The sequence below is a fragment of the Hwanghaeella grinnelliae genome (assembly GCF_004005845.1).
Taxonomy (GTDB): Bacteria; Pseudomonadota; Alphaproteobacteria; order UBA8366; family Aestuariispiraceae; genus Hwanghaeella; species Hwanghaeella grinnelliae.
Map to the genome: position 1 here is coordinate 657,488 of NZ_SADE01000001.1, position 24,964 is coordinate 682,451.

The following is a 24,964-nucleotide window of genomic DNA, read 5'->3' on the forward strand; positions in this document are numbered from 1 at the left end:
GCACCCTTAAGAAAAATTGACAGGTCAGTCAAAAAATAAATAATGACTGAGTAGTCAAAAAATATACTTTGGGTCACATCCGAAATGGGGAGGGAAAACAAGATGAATGGGCTCGACCTTTCCCAAGCATCGCATAGAGCCATTGCCGACAGGCTGGAAAGCGCTCGGCAAAGCATGAAGGCGACCGGTATCGACAGGCCTTTCTTGGCGCTGATGGTCGGGAACCCCATTGCGCAAGTGAAGGCTCCGGCCATGCTGAACCCTCGGTTCGAGGATGAAGGGCTTCCGGTTCGAATGGTCTCGGTTGAATTGCCGGTCGAAGATTTCGGCGGCGTTTATGGCGGTTTACTCACTTTTCCTGATGTCGTTGCCACGGTGATCACGGTTCCTTTCAAGGTGCCGGTTTTGAAATTTTGCCAGTCTCTGGACCGAAGTGCGGAACTGGCGGGTGCGGTCAATTTGATGATGCGCACAAAGGATGGTTCCTGGGTTGGGTCGATGAAGGACGGCGACGGCTTTCTAACCGCGTTGAAAAAGGCGGGCTTCGATCCGATTGGGCGCCGTGCCTATATGGCCGGTGCCGGTGGCGCAGGAAGCGGCATCGCTGTGGCTTTGATCCTTGCCGGTCTGGCCGGGATCGATTTCCACGACCCGAACCAAGAAAAGGCGACGCGTTTGGCTGAGGCGCTGGGTATAACGCGCCTGGCCGAACCGCCGAGCAATCTCAATGGGTACGACTTGCTGATCAATGCGACACCGTTGGGGTTGAAAGAGAACGACCCATTGCCCTTCGATCCCTCGACGGCGCGCCAGTCCGCCTTCCTAGGTGATGTGATCGCGGAGCCGGAACGGACGCGGTTACGTGGCGCGGCGGTGCAACGGGGGCTCAAGAACATTGGCGGCATGGAGATGCTGAAAGGACAGATCGATGCCTTGTATAGAGGCGTGGTCAAGGCAGTGGAAGATAATATGGCGGGAGGTCGATGATGACGTTGGACGGGTTCGAACATTGTATGGTGAAAGCCGGAGAGGTGAACATTCACGCGGTTGTCGGCGGGGAGGGCGCCCCTCTCGTTCTGCTGCACGGCTTCCCGCAAACTTGGTGGGAATGGCGCAAGATGATGCCGATCCTTGCGCAGCATCACAGGGTGGTAGCGATCGATATGCGTGGGGCGGGGCAATCCGACTGCCCGCAAGGGGGATACGACAAGGCGCAGCTTGCCGCCGACACGCATGCGGTCATGGAGGCATTGGGATATCCGACATATGCCGTTTGCGGCCATGACATCGGCGGGATGGTCGGCCTGGCCCAGGCGGCCCTGTTCCGCAATGCGGTCACACATTTCGCCATTCTCGATGTCCCGGTTCCGGGGTGGAGCCGATGGGAAGCGATTTTCTCGGACCCGCGGGTTTGGCATTTCGCTTTCCATATGAAGGCCAATCTGCCGGAACGCCTGCTCTACAACCGCGAGTACGACTACGTCTCTACCTTCATCTTCGACAGGGCCTATGATCATGGGGCGCATGACCCCGCGGATGTGAAAGTGTTCGCCGATGCTTTCGCGCAACCGGGCCGCACACGCGGTGGGCTGGAATGGTACCGTGCCTTCCCGAAGGATCACGCGGATGCGCTGGAATGGAAGAAGAACCCGTTGCAGATGCCGGTTCTGGCGCTTGGCGGGGATTTGCGGTGGGGGCCGGAAATCGTCGCTATGATGCAGGAATTCGCTACTAATGTGACCGGTGGCGGTATCGCGAAATGCAATCACTGGCTACCGGAAGAGCGTCCGGTGGAGACCAGCCAAGCTCTGCTTGAATTCCTCTCGGCTGCGTAGATGCCATAGACAAATAGACTGAATTGTGGGGCATTTTCTGGTACATGCGCCGGAATTGCCCCCAGATGGGGATTTGTTCACGGACCTAATTGGGCGAAAACCGTGCCGCGGCATTCAGGCCGAACGGTTTCGTTAGCAATATTGGGGATCAGATGAACGTCCCGATCAAGGCAGGTGCAGGTATTCTCGATCCAATCGAGTTGCTGATCACCTTGCCGGCATTCGTTTGTATTTGTTTCAAGGGCGATGTCGTCGCCGTGAACAAGCATGCCCGAAAAGCATTTGGGAACCTGCCCCAGGACCAAATCGTCGGGCAGCCCTTCGTCTCATTCCTGTCCAACGATTATCAGGCCTTTGGCGCTGAAATCCTGGACATGGTGAGTGAGGAGACGAATGGATTGCAGGTTAAGCTTGCGCCCGAGTTGAGCGATGTGAGCGATCTGGAGCTTTTTTGCGTGATGGCCGACCGAGTTCCTGAGGGCATGTACGTCCTATACGGTAACGACATCACCGCCAAGATCAGGAACAGCAAGGACCTGCAGCAAGGCGAGGCGCGTTATCGGACAATTCTGTCGGGCAATACGGGAATGACCTGCGAGATCCGGGACGGAATGATCGTGGACATCAACCCTGCCGGTCAAGCTTTGCTCAGGGTGGTTGATTGGCAGGTTTATGAGGGCAAAGGCTTCAGCACGCTTTTCCATGGTGAATACCAGGATCTTATCGCGTCGGAATTGGAAAGTCTTTGCGATGAAACGACTCCGCTGCCGGTACGCATGCTGCGGTCGGACGGAACCGTGTGCGATGTTGAGATGACCGTTGCGTCCCTTGATGGAAAACAGCGCAAACACCTTATGGCGCAGATGCACGACATATCCATCCAGAACACCGCATTGCGTGATTTGCGTTCGGTCAACGATGAATTGACGCAACAATTGGCCCGCGTTCAGGAACAACAAGAAATGCTGCAGGAAGCCAATGTGAAACTGGCGCGCGTCTCGAAATTGGAGGCCGTCGGAACATTTGCTTTCGGAATCGCTCACGAGATGAACAGCCCAATTCAGACACTCTCCTCAAATCTGGATTTTCTCCAGTCCTGCGTTTCCGATATGGGCAATATTGTCGAGCGATACGGCCAAATCGTGCAGGGCGAAACAGATAGTGGCGCGGTGTTGCAAGAATTGCGGTCCGTACAAGAAAACGCGAAGAAACTGAATATAGACTACCTTCTGGACGATGCGCCGAAGGCAATAGAGGAATCCAAACAGGGCGTTTCACATATCTCGTTGGTCGTTAAAGCGATGCGTGACTTCACACGGCGCAATGAAGGCGAAACAACCTTGTTCGACCTCAATACATTCATTGCGGAAGAGGTGGCGACGCTTCGCCGGAACTGTGCGGCTGGTATCGAACTGGGATGCCAGGTTGAGGCCGCCCCCATTCACTTGATGGGGGAAAAAGCGGAATTGGGTCGGGCTTTGAGATACATTATCGACAATGCCGTTTGGGCTATCCGGGATGCCGAGAAGGAGAACGGCTCAATTACCATCTCGGCATGGGCGGATTCCGGCTCGGCGAAAATTGAGATTTCGGATGATGGCGTGGGTATGGAACAGGAGACATTGAATCAAGCATTCGATCCCTTTTTCACGACGCGCGAAGTTGGCCGGGGGATCGGGCAAGGTCTTACCATCGCGCATCACATTGTTAAGGAACGCAATGGCGGTGATATAGAGGTATCCTCCTCAAAAGGCGTTGGGACCGTTGTCTCGATTTCCCTGCCGCTGGCGGATACCGCCGAGTCCGATGACGCGTCAGTCGCGGATGTCGACGTGCCCGATGATTCTTTCGGAGTGGATTCGAAAACCATTCTGGGATTGGCCTAAAGCCTCATAGGGGCAAAATATGCAAAGTTGTCGGGCGTTGGCTGTCAATGGCGAAAACCGAACCTTCTGTCAGCCGTTTTGACCTTGCCCGCCGGCTGCGGCCTTGGCCACGCGTTGTTCGCGATGGAAAATGTAAACGCCGCTCGCCGTGATAATGGCTGCGCCGATGACGGTGTAGCCATCGGGCAGGTTGGAAAAGACGAAATATCCGAACAGGGTTGCCCAAACCAAGCCGGAATAGGCAAACGGCATCAGGGCGGAAGGCGGCGCTGATTGGAACGCTCGGATCAATGTGAAATGACCCAGTGCCCCAAAGGTGCCCATCGCCGCCATGAACCCCCATTCCGTCAAAGACGGTGCGACCCAGACTGCTGGGGCGGCAACGCTGGAGACGACGGCGCCGACAAGCCCGGTATAGAATAGTGTCGTATAGGCGTCGTCCCATTGCCGCAGCACCCGTGTCGTCAACTGGTACAGTGCATTGGTGCAGGCGGCCGCGATGAAATAGAAAGCCGCGATGGGAACCTCGCCCAATCCGGGGCGGACGATGATCAGAGCGCCGACCAGTCCGGCTAGAACCCCTAGAACGCGACGCAGGCCAATGCGCTCTCCCAGAATCGGGACGGACAGGACGGTGATCAGGATAGGGCTCAGAAACATAATGGAGCTCGCCATGGCGAGGTCGATCTTCTGAACGCCGGTAAAGAACAGATAGGTGGTTGTCATCAGCATGGTCGAGCGGAACAACTGAAGACCCGGGCGATTGGTGCGCGCATAGTTGAATACGCGCCCCCGAAGCAGAATTAGAACCACGACCAAGTGAAAAATGAACCGCGCCCAAACCACCTCCATCACCGGAAGGGATTGCGAGAGATGTTTGGCCGACGTGTCGATCAGGACGAAAAACAGCGTCGTCGTCAGCATCAGGAAGATGCCACGTGGTATGTTGTCGTCCTCCGGCAATGCCGGGCGGGAAATTGGAAACGCCATTTAACTGCCACCATTACAGACGATGATGGCCGGACATCCGGTGCATCGTGGGTTGTCGGAAAACCGATTGGGCTGCTTGGAAGACGAAGCGCGTCGAAAATCTGTAGCGCCGTTGGCAATCAAAGTAAATTGGCGTCGGCATGTCCGCCAGGGGACCGCGCGTGCGCTAGCCGCCGGGCCATTGCCGTAATGACAGCGCGGATGCGATGTCACTCGTCGCCGGGCACACCGTAGGAAGGGGCCTCTCGCGGATCGAGGGCGCGTTGGACATAGGCCTCCAACTGCGGCTTGTAGACCTCCCAGGCCATGGCGACAGCCTCGATCGGGCAGTCTTCAGTCCAGTCGCAGCGCAGATCGGCAACCGGCCAACTGACCTTATCGACAAGCTTCATCCCGGCGGAGTGGACGGGGCCTGCCTCGCCACCGGCTGCCAGCCCGGCGCGCATCGCCGTGAGCAACCGGTCGCCCAGATGGCCCGACGATGCCAGGAAGGTGTCGACGATGGCCTGCGGCACGTCGTCATTGGCCAACATATTGCCGCCTGACGCGACATTCTCCGCATTGGCCTGGGTCCAGATTCCAAGCGAGTTGGGACCGGAATGGATCGCCGTTCGGCCCATCATGTCGACGGCAAGAACCTGGCGGTATTCGATGAACTTGCCGCGCTGCTGGATTTCAGAGATCGCCTGTTGCGCGGATTTTCCCGCTTCCATCGAATCCAGGGCCATGGGCCCAAGGGTCGGATCGGTGACGTTTTGGGATGCGACGGCGCCGACACCGGCTCGGGCGTAGGAACACCGTGCAGCGACGGCAGGGGAGGAGGAAGAAATCGCGACACCGAACATGCCGGTTTCCACGCAACGGGCGACGAGGGAGAAGGTCATTGTGTTCTAGATCCTAGTCCGGGATGACGGCGGTGGCGTCGATTTCGACCAGCCATTCGGGGCGGGCCAACGCCTGGACTACCAATCCCGTCGAAACGGGATGAACGCCTTTGATGTATTCGCCCATGGTCCGATACACGGCTTCACGATGGCGGACATCGGTGATGTAAACCACGACCTTTACCAAGTGTTCCATGCGGCCGCCCGCCTCCTCGATCAACTGCCGAATATTCTGCATGACCTTATGGGTCTGCTCGACCGGGTCATGGCTTTCGATATTCACCGCATCGTCCAGGTTTTGAGGGCATTGCCCGCGCATCCAAACGGTCTTGCCGCCGGACGTGACGACGGCCTGGCACAGGTCGTTGTCTAGGTTCTGCTCCGGATAGGTGTCCTGGGTGTTGAAGGTGCGAATGCGGGTATGGACCATCTTGGTCTCCGTCTGGTCGGATTTGAAATCATGCTCACGTGGCGGGGATACTATTCCACATCTGGGTGCTGGAGCTAAAGAACGGAGTTGTTCATCATGGATTAGGAAAAAACTAATCAATGAGTATCGAGTTCGTATTTTTCTTCTTTTGCTCTATGCTCTAGGTTATCCGTCATTCCCGCTGTTGATCTTTGATTGCGAGAGAGGGCTCCGAGATGCCGATCGAAAAAGTGGACACCGTGGTTGTGGGCGGTGGTCAGGCCGGCTTGGCCATGAGCGAGCATTTGAGCGCTTGCGGCATTTCCCATGTCGTCCTGGAGCGGCATCGCATCGCCGAACGATGGCGGTCGGAGCGATGGGATTCGCTGGTCGCCAACGGTCCCGCCTGGCACGATCGGTTCCCCGGAATGGAGTTCGCCGATATCGACCCGGACGCCTTCGCACCGAAAGAAATGGTCGCGGATTACCTTGCCGCCTATGCGGAAAAGATCAACGCCCCGATCCGGACGGGCGTTGCTGTGACAAGCGTGGAACGCATCCAAGGCAGCGTCCAATTCCGCGTCGAAACCTCGGACGGGGTGATCGAAGCCAACAACGTCGTGGCCGCGACGGGACCCTTTCAGAAGCCCGTTATTCCGCCGATCGTCCCTGAAACCGCGGGTGTGTCGCAGATCCATTCAAGCGCCTACCGCAATCCGGACCAGTTGCCGGACGGTGGGGTGCTGGTGGTTGGTGCCGGGTCGTCCGGCGTGCAGATCGCCGATGAACTCAACCGCGCCGGTAGGACGGTCTATCTATCGGCCGGACCGCATGACCGCCCGCCGCGCAGTTATCGCGGCCGCGACTATGTCTGGTGGCTTGGTGTGCTGGGGCTGTGGGACCTGGAAGTGCCGAAAGCCGGCAGTGAACATGTCACCATCGCCGTCAGCGGCGCGCGCGGCGGCCACACGGTCGATTTCCGGAACCTTGTTGATCAGGGGATCAATCTGGTCGGCATGACGGAAGCATACAACGATGGTGTTCTGACTTTCGCAAACGACCTCGCGGGGAATATCGCCTATGGCGACCGCAACTACCTCTCGGTCCTGGACGAGGCGGATGCTTATGTTGAGCGCTACGGCCTCGACCTGCCGGAGGAACCGGACGCGCGAGTGATCGGCCCCGACCCTGATTGTTTCACCAATCCCATCCTGGAATTGAAATTGGCGGAGGCCGGCATCACGACAATTCTGTGGGCGACCGGTTTTGCGCTCGATTTCGGTTGGCTGAAGGCGGATGTCTTTGACGAGAAGGGAAAGCCGAAGCATCAGCGCGGGGTGTCGGTGGATCCGGGTATCTACTTCCTGGGCCTGCCCTGGCTGCAGAAACGGGGATCGTCCTTCATCTACGGGGTTTGGCACGACGCCAAATACTTGGCGGACCACATCTTCAAACAGGGTAGCTATACCGTCTACGATGACTATGCGCGGCATAAGTCCGGCGGTGCGTAGGATAACTGATAGCTTGTAGGGAGCCGCCGATAACCATGGCGCTCAAGTTCACGCTTCGCCAACTGGAGTATTTCGTGGCGGTCGGAGAAGTCGGCAGCATCGCCGCGGCGGCTGAGCGCGTGAACGTATCCTCCCCATCCCTGTCGACGGCAATCTCCCAGCTTGAGGCCGCCTTCGGTGTTCAGCTCTTCGTGCGCCAGCATGCTCAAGGCTTGTCTCTCACACCGGGTGGGCGGCGTTTCTTCATGGCGGCGAAGGCCGTTCTGGAAAGCGGGGCGGCGCTTCACGACATCGCCAGCGAAATCTCGGAGCAGGTGCGCGGACCGATCCATGTGGGATGCCTCGTCACTGTTGCGCCTTTCGTCCTCCCGGAAATCCGGAAAGGGTTCGCGGATGCAAACCCGGAAGTGGAATTCCGCCAGCAGGAGGCGCACCAGGGCGACTTGATCCATATGTTGCGTCGCGCCGACATCGACGTTGCGCTGACTTACGATTTGGAAATCCCCCAGGACGTGGCGTTCGAGCCGCTGTTGACCCTGGCGCCGCACGCCCTGGTCCATCCGGACCATCCGGTCGCCGGGAAGAAATCCGTCAGTCTGAAAGCCTTGGCACCCTTGCCCTTCATCCTGCTCGACCTGCCGTTCAGCAGCGACTACTTCATGTCGCTGTTTCAGGCCGAAGGGCTGCGGCCGGACATCCGGGAACGCACGGGCCATGTTTCGATGTTGCGTTCGATGGTGGCGAACGGATTCGGCTACGGCTTGTTGAACGTGCCCAGTATGAATGCCGACGCACCTGACGGGAAACCGCTTTGCTATGTACCGATACGGGGGAATGTCAGATCCGTGAAGCTCGGCCTTGCAACGATGGCGTCCGATAGGACGTCGCGGGTCCTTAAAGCCTTTGCGGAGCATTGCCGCGCCCAAATTTCGGTAAAATCCGCCCCGGGCATGGCGCTGCTTTGAGGTTCTAGGCGGACAGCCGGTCCACCAGCGCGCCCAGCATGGTGTCGCATTTCATCATCTGTTCGATGGTGATGAATTCATCGGGCTTGTGGCCCTGGGCCATGGAACCGGGACCGCAGACCACTGTGGGGATACCGACCTGCGTGCTGAACAAACCGCCTTCCGTCCCGAAGGCAAGTTTGGTCGTGCTGTTCGCCCCGGTCAGCGATTGGACGAAACGGACGACCTCTGCCTCCAAGGGGGTGTCCAAGCCGGGATAACTGTTGACGATGTCGATCCCGATGCCGGCATCCTCGCCAAAAGGCCTGGCGATTTCGACGGCTGTTGCTTCGATCCGTTCGAAGATGGCGTTTGGATCATCGGATTGGATATTGCGGACTTCGAAATCGACCGTGCATTCGTTGGGCACGATGTTCAGGGCCGTGCCGCCCGCGATGATGCCGGGATGGATAGTGGTATAGGGGATGTCATAGGCATCGTCGCGCGTGGCCGACGTTGCGATTTCAGCCTGCATTTCCTGCAACATTCCGATAAAAGCCGCGGCCACCTGGATTGCGTTGACGCCGGTTGGGGCCAGGGCGGAATGGACCGATTTTCCGGTGCAGATCGCGCGCGCGGCCGTCTTCCCCTTGTGTCCGTTTGCGACGACCAGTTCGGTGGGCTCGCCAACAATGCACATCGCGGGCTTGATCGGCGCGGCTTCAAGCATGTCGAGCAGGCGTCGAACGCCGACACATCCGATTTCCTCGTCGTAGGAAAAGGCGAGATGCAACGGTTTGGATAACGGCCGTTTTGACGCGGCGATGGCGGCGTGGATGGCGCAGGCCACGAAGCCCTTCATATCGGTCGTGCCGCGTCCATAAAGGCGGCTGTCGCGTTCCGTCATCGCGAAAGGGTCGACGGTCCAGGCCTGACCGGTGACCGGTACCACATCCGTATGGCCGGATAACATGACGCCGCCCTTATCATCGGGGCCGACGGTGGCATAGAGGTTCGCACAATGGCCGGCCGGATCTTCGACCAGCGTGCTTTCAATGCCGGCCTCGTCCAGCAAGCCCCGGATATAGTCGATCAGTGCCCTGTTCGGCGTCCGGCTCACCGTGTCGAAGGCGATCAGCTTGTCCAAAATCTCGATACTGCTCGGCATGACGGGTCCTTTGCGGTTACAGTCCCATCCCTATCCCATCCGCGCGCCGCCTCCAATTCGCTTTTCTTGATCCCAGGGAACGGGTTTGTTTAGCCCTAGACCGTTTGTCACAAAATGAATCGTCGTTCATTATTCTGCCTGTCTATTAGCTGAGAAGGGGCGATTATGAGCAGCGCATCGATTTCCAAGGGAGCCGCCGGCACCGCCCCGACTTCAAACATGCATTTTGACGCGATCGTTATCGGTGCCGGTTTCACCGGCCTCTATCAGCTTCACTTGCTGCGCGGCAGACTGGGCTTGAAGGTCAAGGTTCTGGAACGCGGCGACGGCGTTGGGGGGACGTGGTACTGGAACCGTTATCCCGGCGCGCGCTGTGATTCCGAAAGCCATTCCTATTGTTACTATTTCGATGATGAGATCCTGCAGGAATGGGAGTGGTCCGAGCGCTATCCGCAACAGCCGGAAATCGTCCGGTATCTGAATTTCGTCGCCGACAAGCTGGAGCTGAAGCGGGATATTGAATTCGGCGCGAACGTGACCGCGGCGCGTTATGACGAAGCGGCCAACCTTTGGCATGTGGAAACGGAAGCGGGCGAAGTCTTCACCGCGAAATATTTCATTACTGGTGTCGGCTGTCTTTCCTCGGCGAACGTGCCGAACATTCCGGGCCGCGATAGCTTCAAGGGTGACTGGTACCATACCGGTCAATGGCCGCATGAGGGTGTCGATTTTACCGGCAAGCGGGTCGGTCAGATCGGCACGGGATCGACGGGTATTCAGGCTGTGCCGGTGATCGCGGAAACGGCGGAACATCTGACCGTCTTCCAGCGCACCGCGAACTATAGCATCCCCGCCCAGAACGGCCCCCTTTCCGACGAATTCAAGAAATGGGCGAAGCAGAACACTGATGAGATCCGCCGCAAGATGCACGCCTCCACAAACGGCCATCCGTTCCTGTTCGAGGACCGCGATGCCGCCGATGTGACCGATGCTGAACGGCAGGCGATCTATGAGAAGGCTTGGGAGGTTGGCGGACTTCGCTTCCGTGCTGTGTTCCGGGACCTGCTGATCGACAAGGCGGCGAACGATACGGCAGCAGAATTTCTGAAGGGCAAAATCCGTGAGATCGTGAAGGATCCGCAAAAGGCAGAGATCTTGGCCACCATCGATCATCCCTTCGCGACCAAACGGCCGCCCATCGATACCGGCTATTTCGAGGCCTATAACCGCGACAATGTGAGTATCGTCGATTTGCGGAAGACGCCGATTGTTGAGATCACCGAAAAGGGCGTCCGGACGGCGGATCAGGAATACGAACTGGACATCATCGTCTTCGCGACCGGTTTCGACGCGATGACGGGATCGCTGCTGAAACTCGGGATCGTCGGTCGGGGTGGTGTGCCGCTCTCTAAGGCATGGGAAGCCGGGCCACGGACATATCTGGGGCTGCAGGTCGCGGGCTTCCCGAACATGTTCACCATCACCGGGCCCGGTAGTCCTTCCGTCCTGTCCAACATGCCGGTTGCGATTGAGCAGCATGTTGAATGGGTCGCCGACTGCATCGAGCATATGGAAAAGAACGGTATCGACCGGATCGAACCGACCGAGGAGGCTGTGGCGGGCTGGGTCGACCATGTGAACGACGCGGCCAACGCCACCCTGCTGCCGCAAGCGGGCCATTCCTGGTATCTCGGCGCGAACGTGCCGGGTAAGCCGCGTGTCTTCATGCCCTATGCGGGCGGTATGGCGCGGTTCCGGAAGATTTGTGACGAGGTCGCGGCGGATGGCTATCGCGGCTTCGCGTTCTCAAACGACGGTGTGCCACAAAGCGGCCTGCACGCCGCGCAATAATCAAGAAAAAGCGAAAAGATATGACAGGGATTGGACGTTTGGACGGCCGTGTGGCTGTCGTCACGGGGGGCGCCAGCGGAATCGGCGCGGCATGCGCGCGTCTTTTGGCGGCGCGGGGTGCGCATGTCGTTGTGGCGGATATGAACGAACCGGGCGCCATGGCAATTGCCACGGAACTTGGCGGGACCGGTTATGCCATCGATGTTCGCGATGCGGCGGCGGTGGACGCCCTGGCTGAGAAGAGCGAGCGGGAGGTCGGCCCAACCGATATTCTGGTTACTTCAGCCGGTGTTGTGCAGGCGCCCTTGGCGCCGGAAGATCTGCCGCTGGATGTCTATGACAACATTATCGCGGTGAACCTGCGCGGAACCTATCTGACCGCAAAGGCCTTTGGCGCTTTTATGGTGAACCGTCGGCGCGGGTCTATCGTGACGATCAGCTCTGTCACCGCCGAACGTTCGGTTCCCCTGCATGCCTATGCGCCAACCAAGGCGGCCGTGACGAATCTGACCGCCGGCCTCGCCGCCGAGTGGGGCCGTGCCGGCATTCGGGTGAACACGGTAGAGCCCGGATACACAAGAACGCCAGCCCTGCAGGATCAGATCGATAGGGGCAACCGCGACCCGTCGCTGTTGGAAGCAAATTCGACCCTGGGCCGGATGGTGGAGCCGGAAGAAATTGCCAAGGCGGTTGCTTTCCTGGCTTCCGACGAAGCCTCCGCCATCACGGGAATTGCGTTGCCGGTGGATGCGGGGTTTTTCTGTGCTGGGTCATGGCATCCCTATGGCGGCGTGCGGCCCCGGTAAGGCGGTCAGGCAAAAAGCCCCTTCGTGAGAACCTTCATATAGGCTTTGATGACATGGCCGGGGACCGGTCCGGCATGGCCGTTTTCATCCCGTGCGTAGCGCATCGCGATGTAGGACCGGGCCGCCAACAGCATATAGATCACCGTTTCCAGCTCATCCGCGTCGAAGCCTTCTATCTCGCCGCGCACAACCGCGCGGTTAAGAGCGTTTCGGTATCCTTCGACCAGGACACGGAAATGTTCCGCATGCGCTTTGGGGGCGAAGACTTCCGCTTCGTATAAAATTCGGTAGAAGCCCGGATGTTGGTCGAGATAAGCGAAGAACGCTTCCAGCCGCGCTTCCTCCCGCGCCGGACCGACGAGGTCACGCGGCAGGGATACCGCGATATGGTCCAGCATTCCGCGGCCCATATAAGGCAGCAGTTTGTCGAGGATGTCCTGCCGTGAGTCGAAATAATTGTAGAACGTTCCCTGCGCGACACCGGCCAGCTGGGTGATTTTCGCGATCGAGGCTTCGGCATACCCGTCCCGTCCCACGACCTCGGCCGCTGCTTCGAGAAGAAGCGTATATGTCTGCTTCGCCTTTTCCTCGCGGGACATCCGTTTGGGGGGAAGGGGAATAACGGCTTCGGGTCTGCTCATGACGCAAAGTCGTAAATGACGGTCGGCGGCCTGGGGCCGTTTTCTTGGCGGATATCGCCGACAGTTTGGTTGGGATCCGTCCGGTGTTTTTTCCCTCTAAAGGCCATGAAGCCGCCCCGTCGCGTTATTCATTGTTCTTCGGCCCAGTTTGTTGTTGAGCAGCGCCGAAGGCAAGTGTGATGCCCGGCGCTTTTGCCATGCGCTTTTGCCATGCGCTTTTGCTCCGCGCCTATGCTCGGGCGCAAACCTCTCCGACAGGTATGCTTGGGAATCCTTGACTGCTGCTTCTCTTTTTGATATTGAATTCAGAATTCAGAATGCAATATTCCCGTGAGAAAGCCATATGAGCATCATTCGTTCCGTGCCGAATTTGACGGATCAGGTTTATCAATTGGTTGTCGATGAGATTTGCGACGGCATTTTGCCTGCGGGTTCCCATTTGGTGCAGGAGCGGCTCGCGGAACGGTTCGGTGTTTCCCGTCAGCCGGTTCAGCAGGCCATCGCCTTGCTAAAAGCGGACGGTTTGATTGAAGAGATCGGAAAGCGCGGAATGCAAGTTGCCGCCCTCGACCTCGCCATGATGCGCGCACATTACCAGCTCCGCGGGACGTTGGATGCCTTGGCCGCGCAACTGGCGGCAAAGCGCGCAGCGGCCGATCCGAACTTGGCGGCGGAAATCGATGTACGGGGGCGAGAAATAATCCGCCGCGGATTCAAGGCCGTCCATAGCGGCAGCGTTCCAAACCAGATTCAGGAAGAAGCGGCCTTTCATTTCTTTGTTTATGAGATCTCCGGCAATCCGCTTATGACGAAAAGCGCGGAGCCGCATTGGCGCTATCTGCGCAGGGCGATCGGCGACAGGTTGCGTGAAACACCGCAGCCCGAATCCATATGGAAGCAGCATGAAGAGATTCTTGATGCCGTGATTTCCGGACAGCCCGGCTTGGCTGAGAAGCGCGCGTTGGAACATGTGCGTTTGGCGACGGAGATGCTGGTGGAGACATTTTCGCCGGCCTGAGATTTCGACCTTTGTTGACGATGCCGGGTCGAATCCCATCGCCGGCAACCGAATAAGTGAAACCAAGAAAACCCGAAGGGGAGACCGCCATGCTTGACCTTGGAAACCGGATTTCCGTCTATCAGCCCGAACAGGAAGGACTGAAGTTCCCGGAAGAACCCAAACTGAACTCGAACGAGGAAATCCGGCTTGACCGTAAGAAACGCCTCGTTGCCGCGTGCCGGGCCTTCGCCCAGCAGAAATTCGACTATGGCTTCGCCGGTCATTTGACCATCCGCGATCCGGAACATCCGGAACTGTATTGGACAAACCCGATGGCCGTGCATTTCGATCAGGTCAAGTTGTCGAACCTGATCCTGGTAGATCACAAGGGCAAGGTCATCGAAGGTGATTATGCGGTGAACCAGGCGGGCTTCGTTCTGCACGGCGCCGTGCATGAAGAGCATCCGGAGATTCTGGCGATGTGCCATGCGCATACCTTGTATGGCACGGCCTTTGCCTCGCTTGGCCGACCGCTGGATCCGATTAGCCAGGACGCCTGCGCCTTTTATGAAGACCATGTGGTGATCGAAGAAAAGGCGGGCGCGGTCGCCGTGGAAACCGATGCCGGGCCGCAGGTCGCCAAGGCCTTTAAGGGCGTCAAGGCGGCCATCCATCAGAACCATGGTCTGTTGACCGCAAGCCGGCACAGCATCGACTCTGCGGCCTTCTGGTTCATGGCGTTGGAACGTTGTTGCCAACAGCAGCTGATGATCGAACAGACAGGTATCAAGCCGACCTTCGTGCCGGAAGAATCGGCCCGCTACAGCCGCGAGCATGTCGGCAGTGACTACATCGGCTGGCTTCATTTTCAACCGATCTACGATCAATTGTCCGAAACCCAACCCGACATGTTTCATTGAGTGACGAAGGGGTAGGCCCACCGTTCAGTAGAATGGAAACTCAGCGGTCGACCTTTATGTTGTTAATAAGTAATATCTAAAGGAGACGTTTGAAGATAGGAAGCTGAAGTCGGTAAGCCATGACGGATACGCAACCGAACGAGTCTGGTATGCGTGTTTGGAAGTCTGTCGGAGAATGGACCTACACGCATTGCGACCCTGACATGAATCCAAAAGGCCTGGAAAATTTCTCCGGGCTTATTTCGTTGTGGCAGGAAAAACGCCAAGGCCGACGGGTTCCGGCATGGCGGGACTTCGACTTCTACGACTTCAAGGGGTGGCATGGTTACATCTCGGTCTACGATGTCAGCTATGATCCATTCGACTGGGTGCTGCGTCTGTCTGGAACGAAGGTCGACGAACTGTTTGAAAGGCATCTGACGGGCATGACACGACAAGAACGGAATGAGGTAGCAATCGATTACGATAGCGTGGCCGAGTTCTGCGAAATTTCGTGCACGGAGCTGATGCTTGCCCATACGAGGGGGCCATTGAACGTCAAGGACAAGGAATTCAAATGGGTTGAATTGCTTGAACTGCCATGTTCGGACGGCGGTCCCAGGGCGACCCATACGATCGAGGCTGTGGTGCGACTGGCCAGGGACGAGCAAACGCATTGGCTGTAGGGCAATGAAACCTCGTTCATCTGCGTTTGGACCGTCGAATGATAATACATGAATGAATATAGCGCGGCTGTATGGTGCCTGGTCGGAGGCGTCGTTCGGAAAATGATCGATTTCTTCTTTTCTCGTATTATAACCAGCGGCAAATAGGCATTGTTCGGCTGAAATGGTGCGCAGCCAAGGTGCAAGTGATCCGAACCGCAGGCCGGAACAAAAAGCTTTTCAGAATGGGCGCGGATACGACGGCAACGGCCAAACCGCCGCAGTTGGTGCCTCTCCCATCACTCTTCCTTCCGTTAGGACAGATCCATGAAGTTTCGCTTTCCCATCGTCATTATCGATGAAGACTTCCGCTCCGAAAATTCTTCGGGATTGGGCATTCGCGCCGTCGCACAGGCCATCGAGAATGAAGATTTCGAAGTGCTCGGGGTAACAAGTTACGGCGATCTATCGCAATTCGCCCAACAGCAGTCCCGGGCGAGCGCCTTCGTTCTGTCCATTGATGACGAAGAATTCACCCCCGGCCCGGACCTCGACCCGGCGGTGCTCAACCTGCGCAATTTCATTGAGGAAGTGCGATGGAAGAATGCCGATGTGCCCATCTATATTTATGGTGAGACCAAGACCAGCCGTCATATTCCCAATGACATCCTGCGCGAATTGCACGGCTTCATTCATATGTTCGAAGACACCCCCGAATTCGTGGCGCGCCATCTTGTCCGCGAGGCCAAAAGCTATCTTGAGGGCATCCAGCCGCCGTTCTTCAAGGCGCTGCTGGACTATGCCGAGGACGGTTCCTATTCCTGGCATTGCCCTGGACACTCGGGCGGTGTGGCGTTTTTGAAAAGTCCGATTGGCCAGATGTATCACCAGTTCTACGGTGAGAACATGCTGCGGGCCGATGTCTGCAACGCGGTGGAGGAACTGGGTCAACTGCTGGACCATAACGGGGCCATCGGCGCATCGGAACGCAATGCCGCGCGCATCTTCAATGCCGACCATTGCTATTTCGTGACCAATGGCACGTCGACCTCGAACAAGATGGTCTGGCATCATACGGTGGCGCCCGGCGATGTGGTCGTCGTGGACCGCAATTGCCACAAATCGATCCTGCATTCGATCATCATGACCGGCGCGATTCCGGTCTTCCTGAAACCGACGCGGAACCACCACGGCATCATCGGCCCGATCCCGCAGTCCGAGTTCGATGTCGACGCGATCAAGGCCAAGATCCGGGCCAATCCGCTGCTTGACGGTGTGGACGCGGACGCGGTCAAACCGCGGATCATGACGCTGACGCAATCCACCTACGACGGTGTTCTTTACAATACGGAAACCATCAAAGGCATGCTCGACGGCTATGTCGACAATCTGCATTTCGACGAAGCCTGGCTGCCGCATGCCGCCTTCCATCCGTTCTACGGCACCTACCATTCGATGGGTCGCAAGCGGGAACGGACCAAGCATTCGGTCACATATGCCACGCAATCCGTTCACAAGCTGTTGGCAGGGATCAGTCAGGCGAGCCACGTGCTGGTCCAGGACTCGCAAGGGACCAAGTTGGATCGACATCTCTTCAACGAAGCCTATCTGATGCATACCAGCACCAGCCCGCAATACAGCATCATCGCCAGTTGCGATGTCGCCGCCGCCATGATGGAGCCGCCGGGCGGCACCGCGCTGGTGGAAGAGAGCATTGCCGAGGCGCTCAATTTCCGCCGCGCGATGCGCAAGGTCGATGAGGAGTTCGGCGCGGACGACTGGTGGTTCCAGGTCTGGGGGCCTGATGACCTCGGCGAAGAAGGCATCGGTCGTACCGCCGATTGGGTGCTGAAGAAAACAGACGCCGATGGCGTTCAGGCGTCTGACGGCGAAGATGCGTGGCATGGTTTCGGCGATATGGCGCCGGGCTTCAACATGCTGGACCCGATCAAGGCGACGATCGTCACGCCTGGCCTGAACCTCGATGGGCGGTTCGACGATTGGGGCATTCCCGCCTCCATCGTCACCAAGTATTTGGCCGAGCATGGCGTCGTGGTGGAGAAAACAGGGCTTTATAGTTTTTTCATCATGTTCACGATCGGCATCACCAAGGGCCGATGGAATACCTTGCTGACTGCGCTGCAACAGTTCAAGGACGACTACGCCAAGAACCAGCCGATGTGGCGCAGCATGCCCGAATTCTGCGCCAAGCAGCCGCGTTACGAAGGGATGGGGTTGCGCGACTTATGCCAACATGTCCACGCGCTTTATTCCAAATATGGCGTGGCGGTTTTGTCCACCGATATGTATTTGAGCGACCTGACCCCCGCCATGACACCCAGCGAGGCCTTTTCCCAGATCGCGCGGCGGACGACGCAGCGCGTCCCGATCGATGCGCTCGAGGGGCGCATCACAACCAGCCTCGTCACACCCTATCCGCCAGGAATTCCGCTGTTGATTCCGGGAGAGGTGTTCAATCGAAAAATTGTGGAATACCTGAAATTTAACCGCGAATTCGCCCGCGAATGTCCAGGGTTCGAAACCGATATCCATGGTCTTGTGCAGGAAGTCGGCGAAGACGGGAAGATGCACTATTTCGCCGACTGCGTGGCGGAATGACTCGACGGCTAGATGCCCAGCTTGTCGCGTAGGGCATACCACCAGGAACCCATCACGGAATAGGGGACGCGGAACATCCGTCCGCCCGGGAAAGGGAACCACGGCACCTTCTCGAAGACGTCGAACCGTGACCGGTCGCCGTCGATCGCTTCCGATAATATCCGACCGAATGTGTGGGAGCCGGTGACGCCGTGGCCGCTATAGCCATGCGCGAAATAGGTGTTGGCGCTGATTCTGCCCATCTGTGGGACGCGACTGAAGGACAGCGCGAAGTTTCCACTCCAGGCGTACTCGACCTTGGTGTTTTTCAGTTGCGGAAACACCTTGCCCATATTGGGCAGTAATTTGGCTTTGATATCGCTGGGGTCGGTGCCGCCATAGACCAACCCACCGCCGAACAGCATCCGTTTGTCGGCCGATAGGCGGTAGTAATCGAGAATGTAGCGCACATCCTCGATACAGATATCCGTGGGCAACAGGGCATGTGCCAAGTCCGCACCCAGCGGTTCGGTTGCGATTATTTGCGTGGAAACCGGCATGACCCGGGACGCTAGCGTCGGCACCACATGACCCAAATAAGCATTGCCGCAAAGCACAAGCGTGTTGCAGGTGATCGACCCGCCGGCGGTGGTGACGATAGGTTTTGCTGCCGCCGCGTCGACATTGACCGCGGCCGTTTGTTCGTAGATCACGCCGCCCAGTCGCTCGAACGCTGCGGCCTCTCCTAGTGCAAGGTTCAGCGGATGCATGTGACCGCCGGAATGGTCTATGACGCCGCCGATATAGGCATCCGAATTGACATGCGCGCGCAGCTGCCCCTTATCGAGCAGTTCCTGGTTGGTGATCCCATAGCCCGCCCACAGGTTCAGCCGGTCTTCCAACTCGCGCATATGCGCAGCTGTATAGGCGGCGAAGATGTTTCCATTCTTCAGGTCGCATTGAATGTCATAGGTCTTGATACGCTCACGAATGATTTCGCCGCCTTCTTGCACCAATCCAGCGACGAAATTGGCGGTATCCGCGCCATAGCGCTTCTTGATTGTCTGCAGGCTGGCATTCAGGCCATTGACGATCTGGCCGCCATTGCGGCCCGACGCGCCCCAGCCGACACGGGCCGCTTCAATGATTGTTACTTTGTATCCCTTCTCAACCAGATGAAGGCCTGTCGAAAGACCGCTATACCCTGCGCCGACGATCAGGATATCCGTCGTGATATCGCCTTCCAATGGGGGGCGATCCGGTGAAGGGTTGGCGCTTGCGGCGTAGTAACTGTCGGTATGGACGGCAACACCGGCAGCGGTGTTCACCTGGGTGCTCATCACACGACCTCTAGATAGGTGTCGTATTCGAAATCGGTCACTTGGCGCGCGAAGCGTTTCAGTTCCTGCATTTTGCTTTCGACAAGCATCGTTTGAAGGCGTTTCGAATAGACCCGTTGCACGTAGCCGCCGCGCCGGAAGGCTTCGATGGCGGTCGCCCAGTCGAGCGGCAGGTGATCCAGCTTCATATTGTAAGCGTCGCCGCTGATCGGTCGGGTCGGTTCCATTCCATCCTCGATGCCGACCAGGGCCCCACCGAGAATGCTGGCCACGACCAGATAGGGGTTCGCATCCGCGCCGGCGACGCGGTGCTCGATGCGGCGCGCTTTCGGGTTTCCGCCGGGTATTCGAATGGCGGCGGTGCGGTTTTCATATCCCCAGGCAATGCTCGTTGGCGCATGGGCGCCGGGCAAAAGCCGGCGGTATGAGTTTTCATGCGGTGCAAAGGTCAGCGTGTTTTCTTGCATCGTTGCCAACAGACCGGCGACCGCATTAAGCATGATGGGTGAGCCTTCTTCGCCTCCATTGTCGAAGAGGTTGCGGCCGCGCTCATCCTCAAGTGAGAAATGGACGTGGAAACCGCTGCCGGACCGTTCGCCATAGGGTTTGGCCATGAAGGTCGCGGCAAGGCCGTGCTTGCGGGCAATGCCTCTGACCAGCCGTTTGAACAAGACAGCGTCGTCGGCGGCTTTTAGCGCATCGGCGACATGCACCATGTTTATTTCGAATTGTCCGGCGCCGTTCTCTGAAATGGCGGCATCGGCCGGGATGTCCTGTTCGGCGCAGGCATCGTAGACATCGTCCAGAAATTCGTCGAAATGCTGTAATTCGTCGAGCGACAATGCGCCGTCGGACCCAAGCCGTTTGTCGGTGATCGGCGAGCAGGGCGGCTGCGGTTGCGTGCCGCTGGGATCATAAAGATAGAATTCCAGTTCGGTGGCGACCACAGGGGTGAGGCCGCGTTCCTTGTACTTGTCCACGACATTGGAAAGCGCCCGGCGCGGGTCGCCGGCGAAAGGCGTTCCATTCTCTTCCAGCATCCAAAGCATGGCCAGGGCGGACGGCCGGTTTGTCCAGTTGATCAGCACGATCGGCCGGCCGGTGAAATCGCAAATCCCGTCAGAGTCCCCGGTTTCGAAAACCAACTCGCTGCCCTCGACATCCTCACCCCAGATATCGACGCTCAAGATCGACAGCGGCATGCGCAGGCCGCCACCAAGAATTTTCGCCGCTTGCTCGACCGGCAGGCGCTTGCCGCGCATCGTGCCGTTCAGATCGCAGACACAGGCGAAAACCGTTTCAATTTCAGGGCGTTCCAGCAGCCAACTGTTTAGATTATCTAGGGACACTTTTTCACCTCAGAAAGGGCACTTGAAATCCCAAGCGCATCGACGGACTACGGCTTCAATTCCACCTTATGTCAATCGCAATTGAGGGCAGGGAAGGGGCTAGGGCTTGGACCGGCGACCGGCCAGGAAGGTAACGCCTGACGGGCCGGCGCATTCACTGTGAACGCACCCCGCCGCCAGTTTGAATTCGTCACCTGCGCCATAAATTGTCGTCTCGCCGTCGACCGTGACGTGGAATTCCCCGGATGTGACAAGGCCCCAGGCATCGAAGTCATGCGTGTGATCGTCGAGCCCTTCGGAAGGACCGAGTTTCCGGGCGACGGTCACATATCCTTGCGATGTAACACGGTCTTCAAAGGCAGCGGTATCGATGTTCGTCATATTGATGTCTCCCTTGATGTGGATGTCCAACACATCGGACCGATGGTTTCTATGCTGCCCTAATCTTCGATCACCGTTGGCAGAATTGGATCGATCACTCCGCCGTCGTGCGGTGACAGCATCGCCAGGATATGCGTGATTTTGTCTCTCGACCCCAGAGGCAGGCAAATCCTGGAATAGACGACCCAATCATTTTTGTGCCGTTCCGGAAGCACGCTGTAGATGGGGCGGGCATGCTCCATCACAGCACCGTAGAGCCGCATCGCGAATCCGGCGCGCTCATCATCCCAATTGCTGACGCATCTCTTGTGTAAGTCTCTATCCTTGCCCAGCAAAGTCCGAGTCGTGAAAACCACATATCGGAAGTCGCGGCCGCCGCCGATGGGCTCTAGAAGGTGTAGATACCCAATCCAAGGGAACAGTTCTTCCGGGACAAGATCTTTTCGTTCCGGCATGGTGCGATCGGCCTTGAGTGTTTTCCAGAACTGAAGAAGAGCACGCTCATTCTCCGTGAGTTTTTCCTTCACGACCGCCATCACATGTTCCACCAAATCTTAAAATATTATCAGCCGGAGTCTGAAGGTATATTCGAAAAACCTTAACATAAGATGCCCCTCACTGACAGCCGTCAGGTTTTGTGATTTTGCATTAATCGGTTCCGGCCGCGTCTTGTCGCCTGACCGAAATAGATCTCGTTTTCGAGCGCCTTAGTGGGTGAAACCCGTGCGTCTCAGGGGTCGACTACTGTGGGGTGAATCGGATCTCTATAGTCGCCTTTCACGGGCGTCAGCATCGATATGATATGTGTAACTGTGTCCTCCGTACCCAGGGGCAGGCAAAGTCTGGAATGGACAACCCAGTCATCTTCGTGCCGCTCAGGCGTGGAGTTGTAGACGGGGCGCGCATGATCGACGACGGCCCGGTAGAGGCGCATTGCATGGACGACACGTTCGTCGCCCCAATCGCTGACGAATTTTCCGGTCATATCTCTGTCTCTGCCGACCAGTGTCCGCGTCGTAAAGATCACGTATCGGAAATCGCGACCGCCGTCGATCGGCGCCAGCAGGTGAAGATATCCCAACCAAGGGAATAGATCCTCTGGTGTGATGTCGGATCGTTCCGGCATGGTTCGACCGGCGCGGCGCTTGTCCCAGAGTTGGAGGAGGGTAAGTTCACTTTCCGTGAGCCATTCCTTTGCGCTAGGCATCCTGAATCCCAAAAAAATCTCACCACATTGGCCGGAGTGTATGAGCCGGAGTGTTAACGTCTCATTATATTAGACTATCACGGCTTTTTGCGGTTCGGCTATTCCATCTGAGCAGAGCGTGAACGCGTGTTTGCAATGCGTGAAATACGGCTTTTCGAACAAAGGTATCCCAAGGGGCAACAATTCAGTGAAGCCAGCGGCAACAGCCCTGAGCTTTGATTTGAACGGCACAGGGTTCCAGCACTGCCTGTGGCAGGACGGGTTTGACACGCATGGCGCGCGTGATCGCGCAGCTCGTGCCCTTGGCTTAATCGACCTTCAATTCAGAGACCTGAGCCAGTGATGCGTACTGGGAAAGCCTATCAAGGCCCGATCACCGTGGCGATTTCTATCCTGTGGTGGCAGGCGGTGTGGGACGAAGATCGTTCGGCGTTAGCGGAATATTTGAGCGGGAAGCCAGGTCGCGATTGCAGGGAACGCGCCCAGCAACGCCAGTGCAATCAACTGAATTGCGACGAAGGGAACAATACCGCGATAGATTTCCATGGTCTTCACGGATGCCGGGGCGACGCCGCGCAGATAGAACAGCGCAAAGCCAAACGGCGGCGTTAGGAAGCTCGTTTGCAGGTTCATCGCGATCAAGACCCCAAGCCAGACCGGGTCGAGTCCCATAGACAGCAATACCGGCGCGACCAACGGGACGACGATGAGTGTGATCTCGACAAATTCGAGGAAAAATCCCAACACGAACATGACGAGCATGACAATCAGCACTGCGCCGACAACACCGCCCGGCAGGTCCGCCAAGACCGCGTGGACCATATCGTCGCCGTGCAGGCCCACGAAGACCAGCGAGAACAGCTGCGCGCCGATGACGATGGCGAAGACAACAGACGAGATCTCCATCGTACTGCGGACGACCGAACCGAGCACGCCAACGGCATTGGCGCGCCGCAGCCCGACCACGATGCCCCAAATCAGGACCAACGTCAGGAGGCACGCAAGGCCGATGGCAATGAGATTCTGAGCCTCAATGTCATCGCGCGCGACCCGCAGGTCGAATTTCTGCGTCAGCAGGAGAAGAAAAAAGAGGCTTACGGTCGCTGCGTAAATCGGCCATGGGCTCTGCTTGGAAAGCCGCAGTCCGGCGAGCATGGTGGCGCCGATGGCGCCCACTGCTGCGCTTTCGGTGGGGGTCGCGACCCCGGCCAGGATAGATCCAAGCACGGCCACGATCAGCAGAACAGGCGGCACCAACGCACTTAGAAGCGTTTGCCAGACGGGCGGTGCCCCATCAGCCTTCAATTCCTCCATCGGCACCGGCGGGGACGCCTTAGGATATAGGATCGCGATCGCGACTTGATAGGTGATGTAAAGCCCAACCAGCATGAGACCCGGCAGCAGGGCGCCCGCGAAAAGCTCGCCCACCGAGACCGTATCGGGGGCGAAGATACCTCGGTCCAACTGCGATTTGGCATAGGCCGAGGCCATGACATCGCCGAGCAGTACGAGGACAATCGACGGCGGAATGATCTGACCGAGCGTGCCGGCCGCACAGATCGCACCGGTTGCGAGCTTGGGGTCGTAGCCCCGACGCAACATTGTCGGCAGAGACAGAAGTCCCATCGTGACCACGGTGGCGCCGACGATACCGGTAGACGCGGCCAGTAGCGCACCAACCACAGTTACCGAGATGCCGAGCCCGCCCCGAAGCGAGCCAAACAAGCGGCCCATGCTCTCCAACAGAGACTCCGCCACCTTCGAGCGCTCCAACATCACGCCCATAAAGACGAAGAGCGGCACAGCGAGCAGGATCTCGTTGGTCATCGTGCCGTAGATGCGCTGGGGGATCCCGGTGAGATAAGAGATATCGAACGCGCCCAGCAATGTCGCCAGCAGAGCGAAACCCAAGCCGGTGCCGCCGATCGCGAAGGCAACCGGATAGCCGCAAAGCAACACCCCTACGAGCGTCACAAACATCAACAGTGCGAGAATTTCCGTCGTCAAGGTTACCACCGCTTAGACCTCCACTCGGTCCGCGGCTTCATCGTCCCGGTATGGCAGGGGCGGAAGTTCCAGGCCGCGCAGGAACGCCAAAGACCGGATGACGGTCGACAGCCCCTGCAACAACATCATGACTGCGAATACGAGAATTACTGATTTCAACAGGAACACGCCAGGAATACCGCTGGTTTCCCGGGATCCCTCGAGAACGGCCCATGAGCGAGCCACATAAGGAAAAGACGCCCACACGATGAGACTCATCACCGGGAACAGAAGGAACAGCGCGCCGAGTAAATTTACCGTGGCCTTGGTGCGCGGCGATCTGTTCGAATAGAAGATATCGACCCGCACATGCCCGTCCTTGAGAAGAGTGTAGCTGGCGCCCAGCATGAAGACGAGCGCATGCTGGTAGATGATGGCTTCCTGCAACCAAATTTCGCCCGTGCCGAACACATAGCGCATGACCACGACGAGAAATTGCAGCAGCACCATCGTCAGTGCGAGCCAGGAAACGGCGCGACCGATCCGATAGCTTACAAGGTCGATCAACCGCGAGAGGGCGAGCAAAATAGTCAACGTACGAATGTTCCGGATAA

General features: G+C 57.8%; 23 protein-coding genes. 11 read left to right on the top strand and 12 right to left on the bottom strand.

What is annotated here, in order from left to right:
* Positions 1–102 precede the first annotated feature (102 nt).
* The 3 genes from EOI86_RS02920 (at position 103) to EOI86_RS02930 (ending at position 3,721) form a co-directional block, all read left to right on the top strand.
* Positions 103–987: a shikimate dehydrogenase family protein gene (locus EOI86_RS02920; RefSeq protein WP_161973661.1), complete on the top strand. Its 885-nt coding sequence runs from the start codon at positions 103–105 to the stop codon at positions 985–987.
* A complete protein-coding gene (locus EOI86_RS02925; protein WP_205032034.1) occupies positions 984–1,835 on the top strand; it encodes an alpha/beta fold hydrolase in 852 nt (283 codons plus the stop codon). Before EOI86_RS02920 ends, EOI86_RS02925 begins: the two co-directional genes overlap by 4 nt.
* 152 nt (positions 1,836–1,987) lie before the next feature.
* Positions 1,988–3,721, top strand: coding sequence for a PAS domain-containing sensor histidine kinase (locus EOI86_RS02930; RefSeq protein ID WP_127763637.1), 1,734 nt, complete (start codon positions 1,988–1,990; stop codon positions 3,719–3,721).
* 69 nt (positions 3,722–3,790) lie between these two features.
* On the opposite strand, the gene EOI86_RS02935 is transcribed toward EOI86_RS02930, so the two are convergent.
* The 3 genes from EOI86_RS02935 to EOI86_RS02945 all read right to left on the bottom strand — a co-directional run bounded on the left by EOI86_RS02935 (position 3,791) and on the right by EOI86_RS02945 (position 6,025).
* Positions 3,791–4,711 (bottom strand): DMT family transporter, encoded by a 921-nt coding sequence (locus EOI86_RS02935; protein ID WP_127763638.1) that lies wholly within the window; start codon positions 4,709–4,711, stop codon positions 3,791–3,793.
* A gap of 209 nt (positions 4,712–4,920) precedes the next feature.
* A complete protein-coding gene (locus EOI86_RS02940; protein ID WP_127763639.1) occupies positions 4,921–5,595 on the bottom strand; it encodes a DUF1028 domain-containing protein in 675 nt (224 codons plus the stop codon).
* Positions 5,596–5,608: 13 nt separating this feature from the next.
* Positions 5,609–6,025, bottom strand: coding sequence for a RidA family protein (locus EOI86_RS02945; RefSeq protein WP_127763640.1), 417 nt, complete (start codon positions 6,023–6,025; stop codon positions 5,609–5,611).
* A 215-nt stretch (positions 6,026–6,240) separates the two neighbouring features.
* On the opposite strand from EOI86_RS02945, the gene EOI86_RS02950 reads away from it, so the two are divergent.
* On the top strand, positions 6,241–7,515 hold the full coding sequence (locus tag EOI86_RS02950; RefSeq protein ID WP_127763641.1) for a flavin-containing monooxygenase: 1,275 nt from the start codon (positions 6,241–6,243) through the stop codon (positions 7,513–7,515).
* 35 nt (positions 7,516–7,550) lie between these two features.
* Positions 7,551–8,480 carry a LysR substrate-binding domain-containing protein gene (locus EOI86_RS02955; RefSeq protein ID WP_127763642.1) on the top strand — a complete coding sequence of 310 codons (930 nt, stop codon included), beginning with the start codon at positions 7,551–7,553 and terminating at the stop codon, positions 8,478–8,480.
* 4 nt (positions 8,481–8,484) lie between these two features.
* Here EOI86_RS02955 and argE read toward each other — a convergent pair whose 3' ends face one another.
* Positions 8,485–9,627, bottom strand: coding sequence for an acetylornithine deacetylase (gene argE / locus EOI86_RS02960; protein ID WP_127763643.1), 1,143 nt, complete (start codon positions 9,625–9,627; stop codon positions 8,485–8,487).
* A gap of 165 nt (positions 9,628–9,792) precedes the next feature.
* On the opposite strand from argE, the gene EOI86_RS02965 reads away from it, so the two are divergent.
* Both EOI86_RS02965 and EOI86_RS02970 read left to right on the top strand, forming a co-directional pair.
* Positions 9,793–11,478: a flavin-containing monooxygenase gene (locus EOI86_RS02965; protein ID WP_127763644.1), complete on the top strand. Its 1,686-nt coding sequence runs from the start codon at positions 9,793–9,795 to the stop codon at positions 11,476–11,478.
* Between the two features lie 20 nt (positions 11,479–11,498).
* Positions 11,499–12,284 carry an SDR family NAD(P)-dependent oxidoreductase gene (locus tag EOI86_RS02970; RefSeq protein ID WP_127763645.1) on the top strand — a complete coding sequence of 262 codons (786 nt, stop codon included), beginning with the start codon at positions 11,499–11,501 and terminating at the stop codon, positions 12,282–12,284.
* A gap of 5 nt (positions 12,285–12,289) precedes the next feature.
* Here the strand turns inward: EOI86_RS02970 and EOI86_RS02975 are convergent, their stop codons facing one another.
* Positions 12,290–12,925, bottom strand: coding sequence for a TetR/AcrR family transcriptional regulator (locus tag EOI86_RS02975; RefSeq protein ID WP_205032035.1), 636 nt, complete (start codon positions 12,923–12,925; stop codon positions 12,290–12,292).
* 343 nt (positions 12,926–13,268) lie between these two features.
* On the opposite strand from EOI86_RS02975, the gene EOI86_RS02980 reads away from it, so the two are divergent.
* From EOI86_RS02980 to EOI86_RS02995, 4 genes are all read left to right on the top strand, one after another.
* Positions 13,269–13,943 carry a GntR family transcriptional regulator gene (locus EOI86_RS02980; RefSeq protein ID WP_127763646.1) on the top strand — a complete coding sequence of 225 codons (675 nt, stop codon included), beginning with the start codon at positions 13,269–13,271 and terminating at the stop codon, positions 13,941–13,943.
* 89 nt (positions 13,944–14,032) lie between these two features.
* Entirely contained in the window at positions 14,033–14,845 is an 813-nt protein-coding gene (locus tag EOI86_RS02985) for a class II aldolase/adducin family protein (RefSeq protein WP_127763647.1), read from the top strand.
* A gap of 119 nt (positions 14,846–14,964) precedes the next feature.
* A complete protein-coding gene (locus tag EOI86_RS02990) occupies positions 14,965–15,510 on the top strand; it encodes a PAS domain-containing protein (protein ID WP_127763648.1) in 546 nt (181 codons plus the stop codon).
* Positions 15,511–15,816: 306 nt separating this feature from the next.
* On the top strand, positions 15,817–18,108 hold the full coding sequence (locus tag EOI86_RS02995) for an arginine/lysine/ornithine decarboxylase (RefSeq protein WP_127763649.1): 2,292 nt from the start codon (positions 15,817–15,819) through the stop codon (positions 18,106–18,108).
* Positions 18,109–18,116: 8 nt separating this feature from the next.
* Here the strand turns inward: EOI86_RS02995 and EOI86_RS03000 are convergent, their stop codons facing one another.
* The 7 genes from EOI86_RS03000 to EOI86_RS03030 all read right to left on the bottom strand — a co-directional run bounded on the left by EOI86_RS03000 (position 18,117) and on the right by EOI86_RS03030 (position 24,944).
* The gene (locus EOI86_RS03000) at positions 18,117–19,427 is read right to left on the bottom strand and encodes an NAD(P)/FAD-dependent oxidoreductase (protein ID WP_127763650.1); all 1,311 of its coding nucleotides are present in this window, start codon (positions 19,425–19,427) and stop codon (positions 18,117–18,119) included.
* Entirely contained in the window at positions 19,427–20,776 is a 1,350-nt protein-coding gene (locus EOI86_RS03005; RefSeq protein WP_127763651.1) for a glutamine synthetase family protein, read from the bottom strand. Before EOI86_RS03005 ends, EOI86_RS03000 begins: the two co-directional genes overlap by 1 nt.
* Before the next feature lie 99 nt (positions 20,777–20,875).
* Positions 20,876–21,157 (bottom strand): cupin domain-containing protein, encoded by a 282-nt coding sequence (locus EOI86_RS03010; protein ID WP_127763652.1) that lies wholly within the window; start codon positions 21,155–21,157, stop codon positions 20,876–20,878.
* Between the two features lie 59 nt (positions 21,158–21,216).
* Complete coding sequence (locus tag EOI86_RS03015) at positions 21,217–21,693, bottom strand: PAS domain-containing protein (RefSeq protein WP_127763653.1); 477 nt, start codon at positions 21,691–21,693, stop codon at positions 21,217–21,219.
* A gap of 194 nt (positions 21,694–21,887) precedes the next feature.
* A complete protein-coding gene (locus tag EOI86_RS03020) occupies positions 21,888–22,364 on the bottom strand; it encodes a PAS domain-containing protein (RefSeq protein WP_127763654.1) in 477 nt (158 codons plus the stop codon).
* 432 nt (positions 22,365–22,796) lie between these two features.
* On the bottom strand, positions 22,797–24,344 hold the full coding sequence (locus EOI86_RS03025) for a TRAP transporter large permease (RefSeq protein WP_127765097.1): 1,548 nt from the start codon (positions 24,342–24,344) through the stop codon (positions 22,797–22,799).
* 39 nt (positions 24,345–24,383) lie between these two features.
* Complete coding sequence (locus tag EOI86_RS03030) at positions 24,384–24,944, bottom strand: TRAP transporter small permease subunit (RefSeq protein ID WP_240035560.1); 561 nt, start codon at positions 24,942–24,944, stop codon at positions 24,384–24,386.
* Between the last annotated feature and the right edge of the window lie 20 nt (positions 24,945–24,964).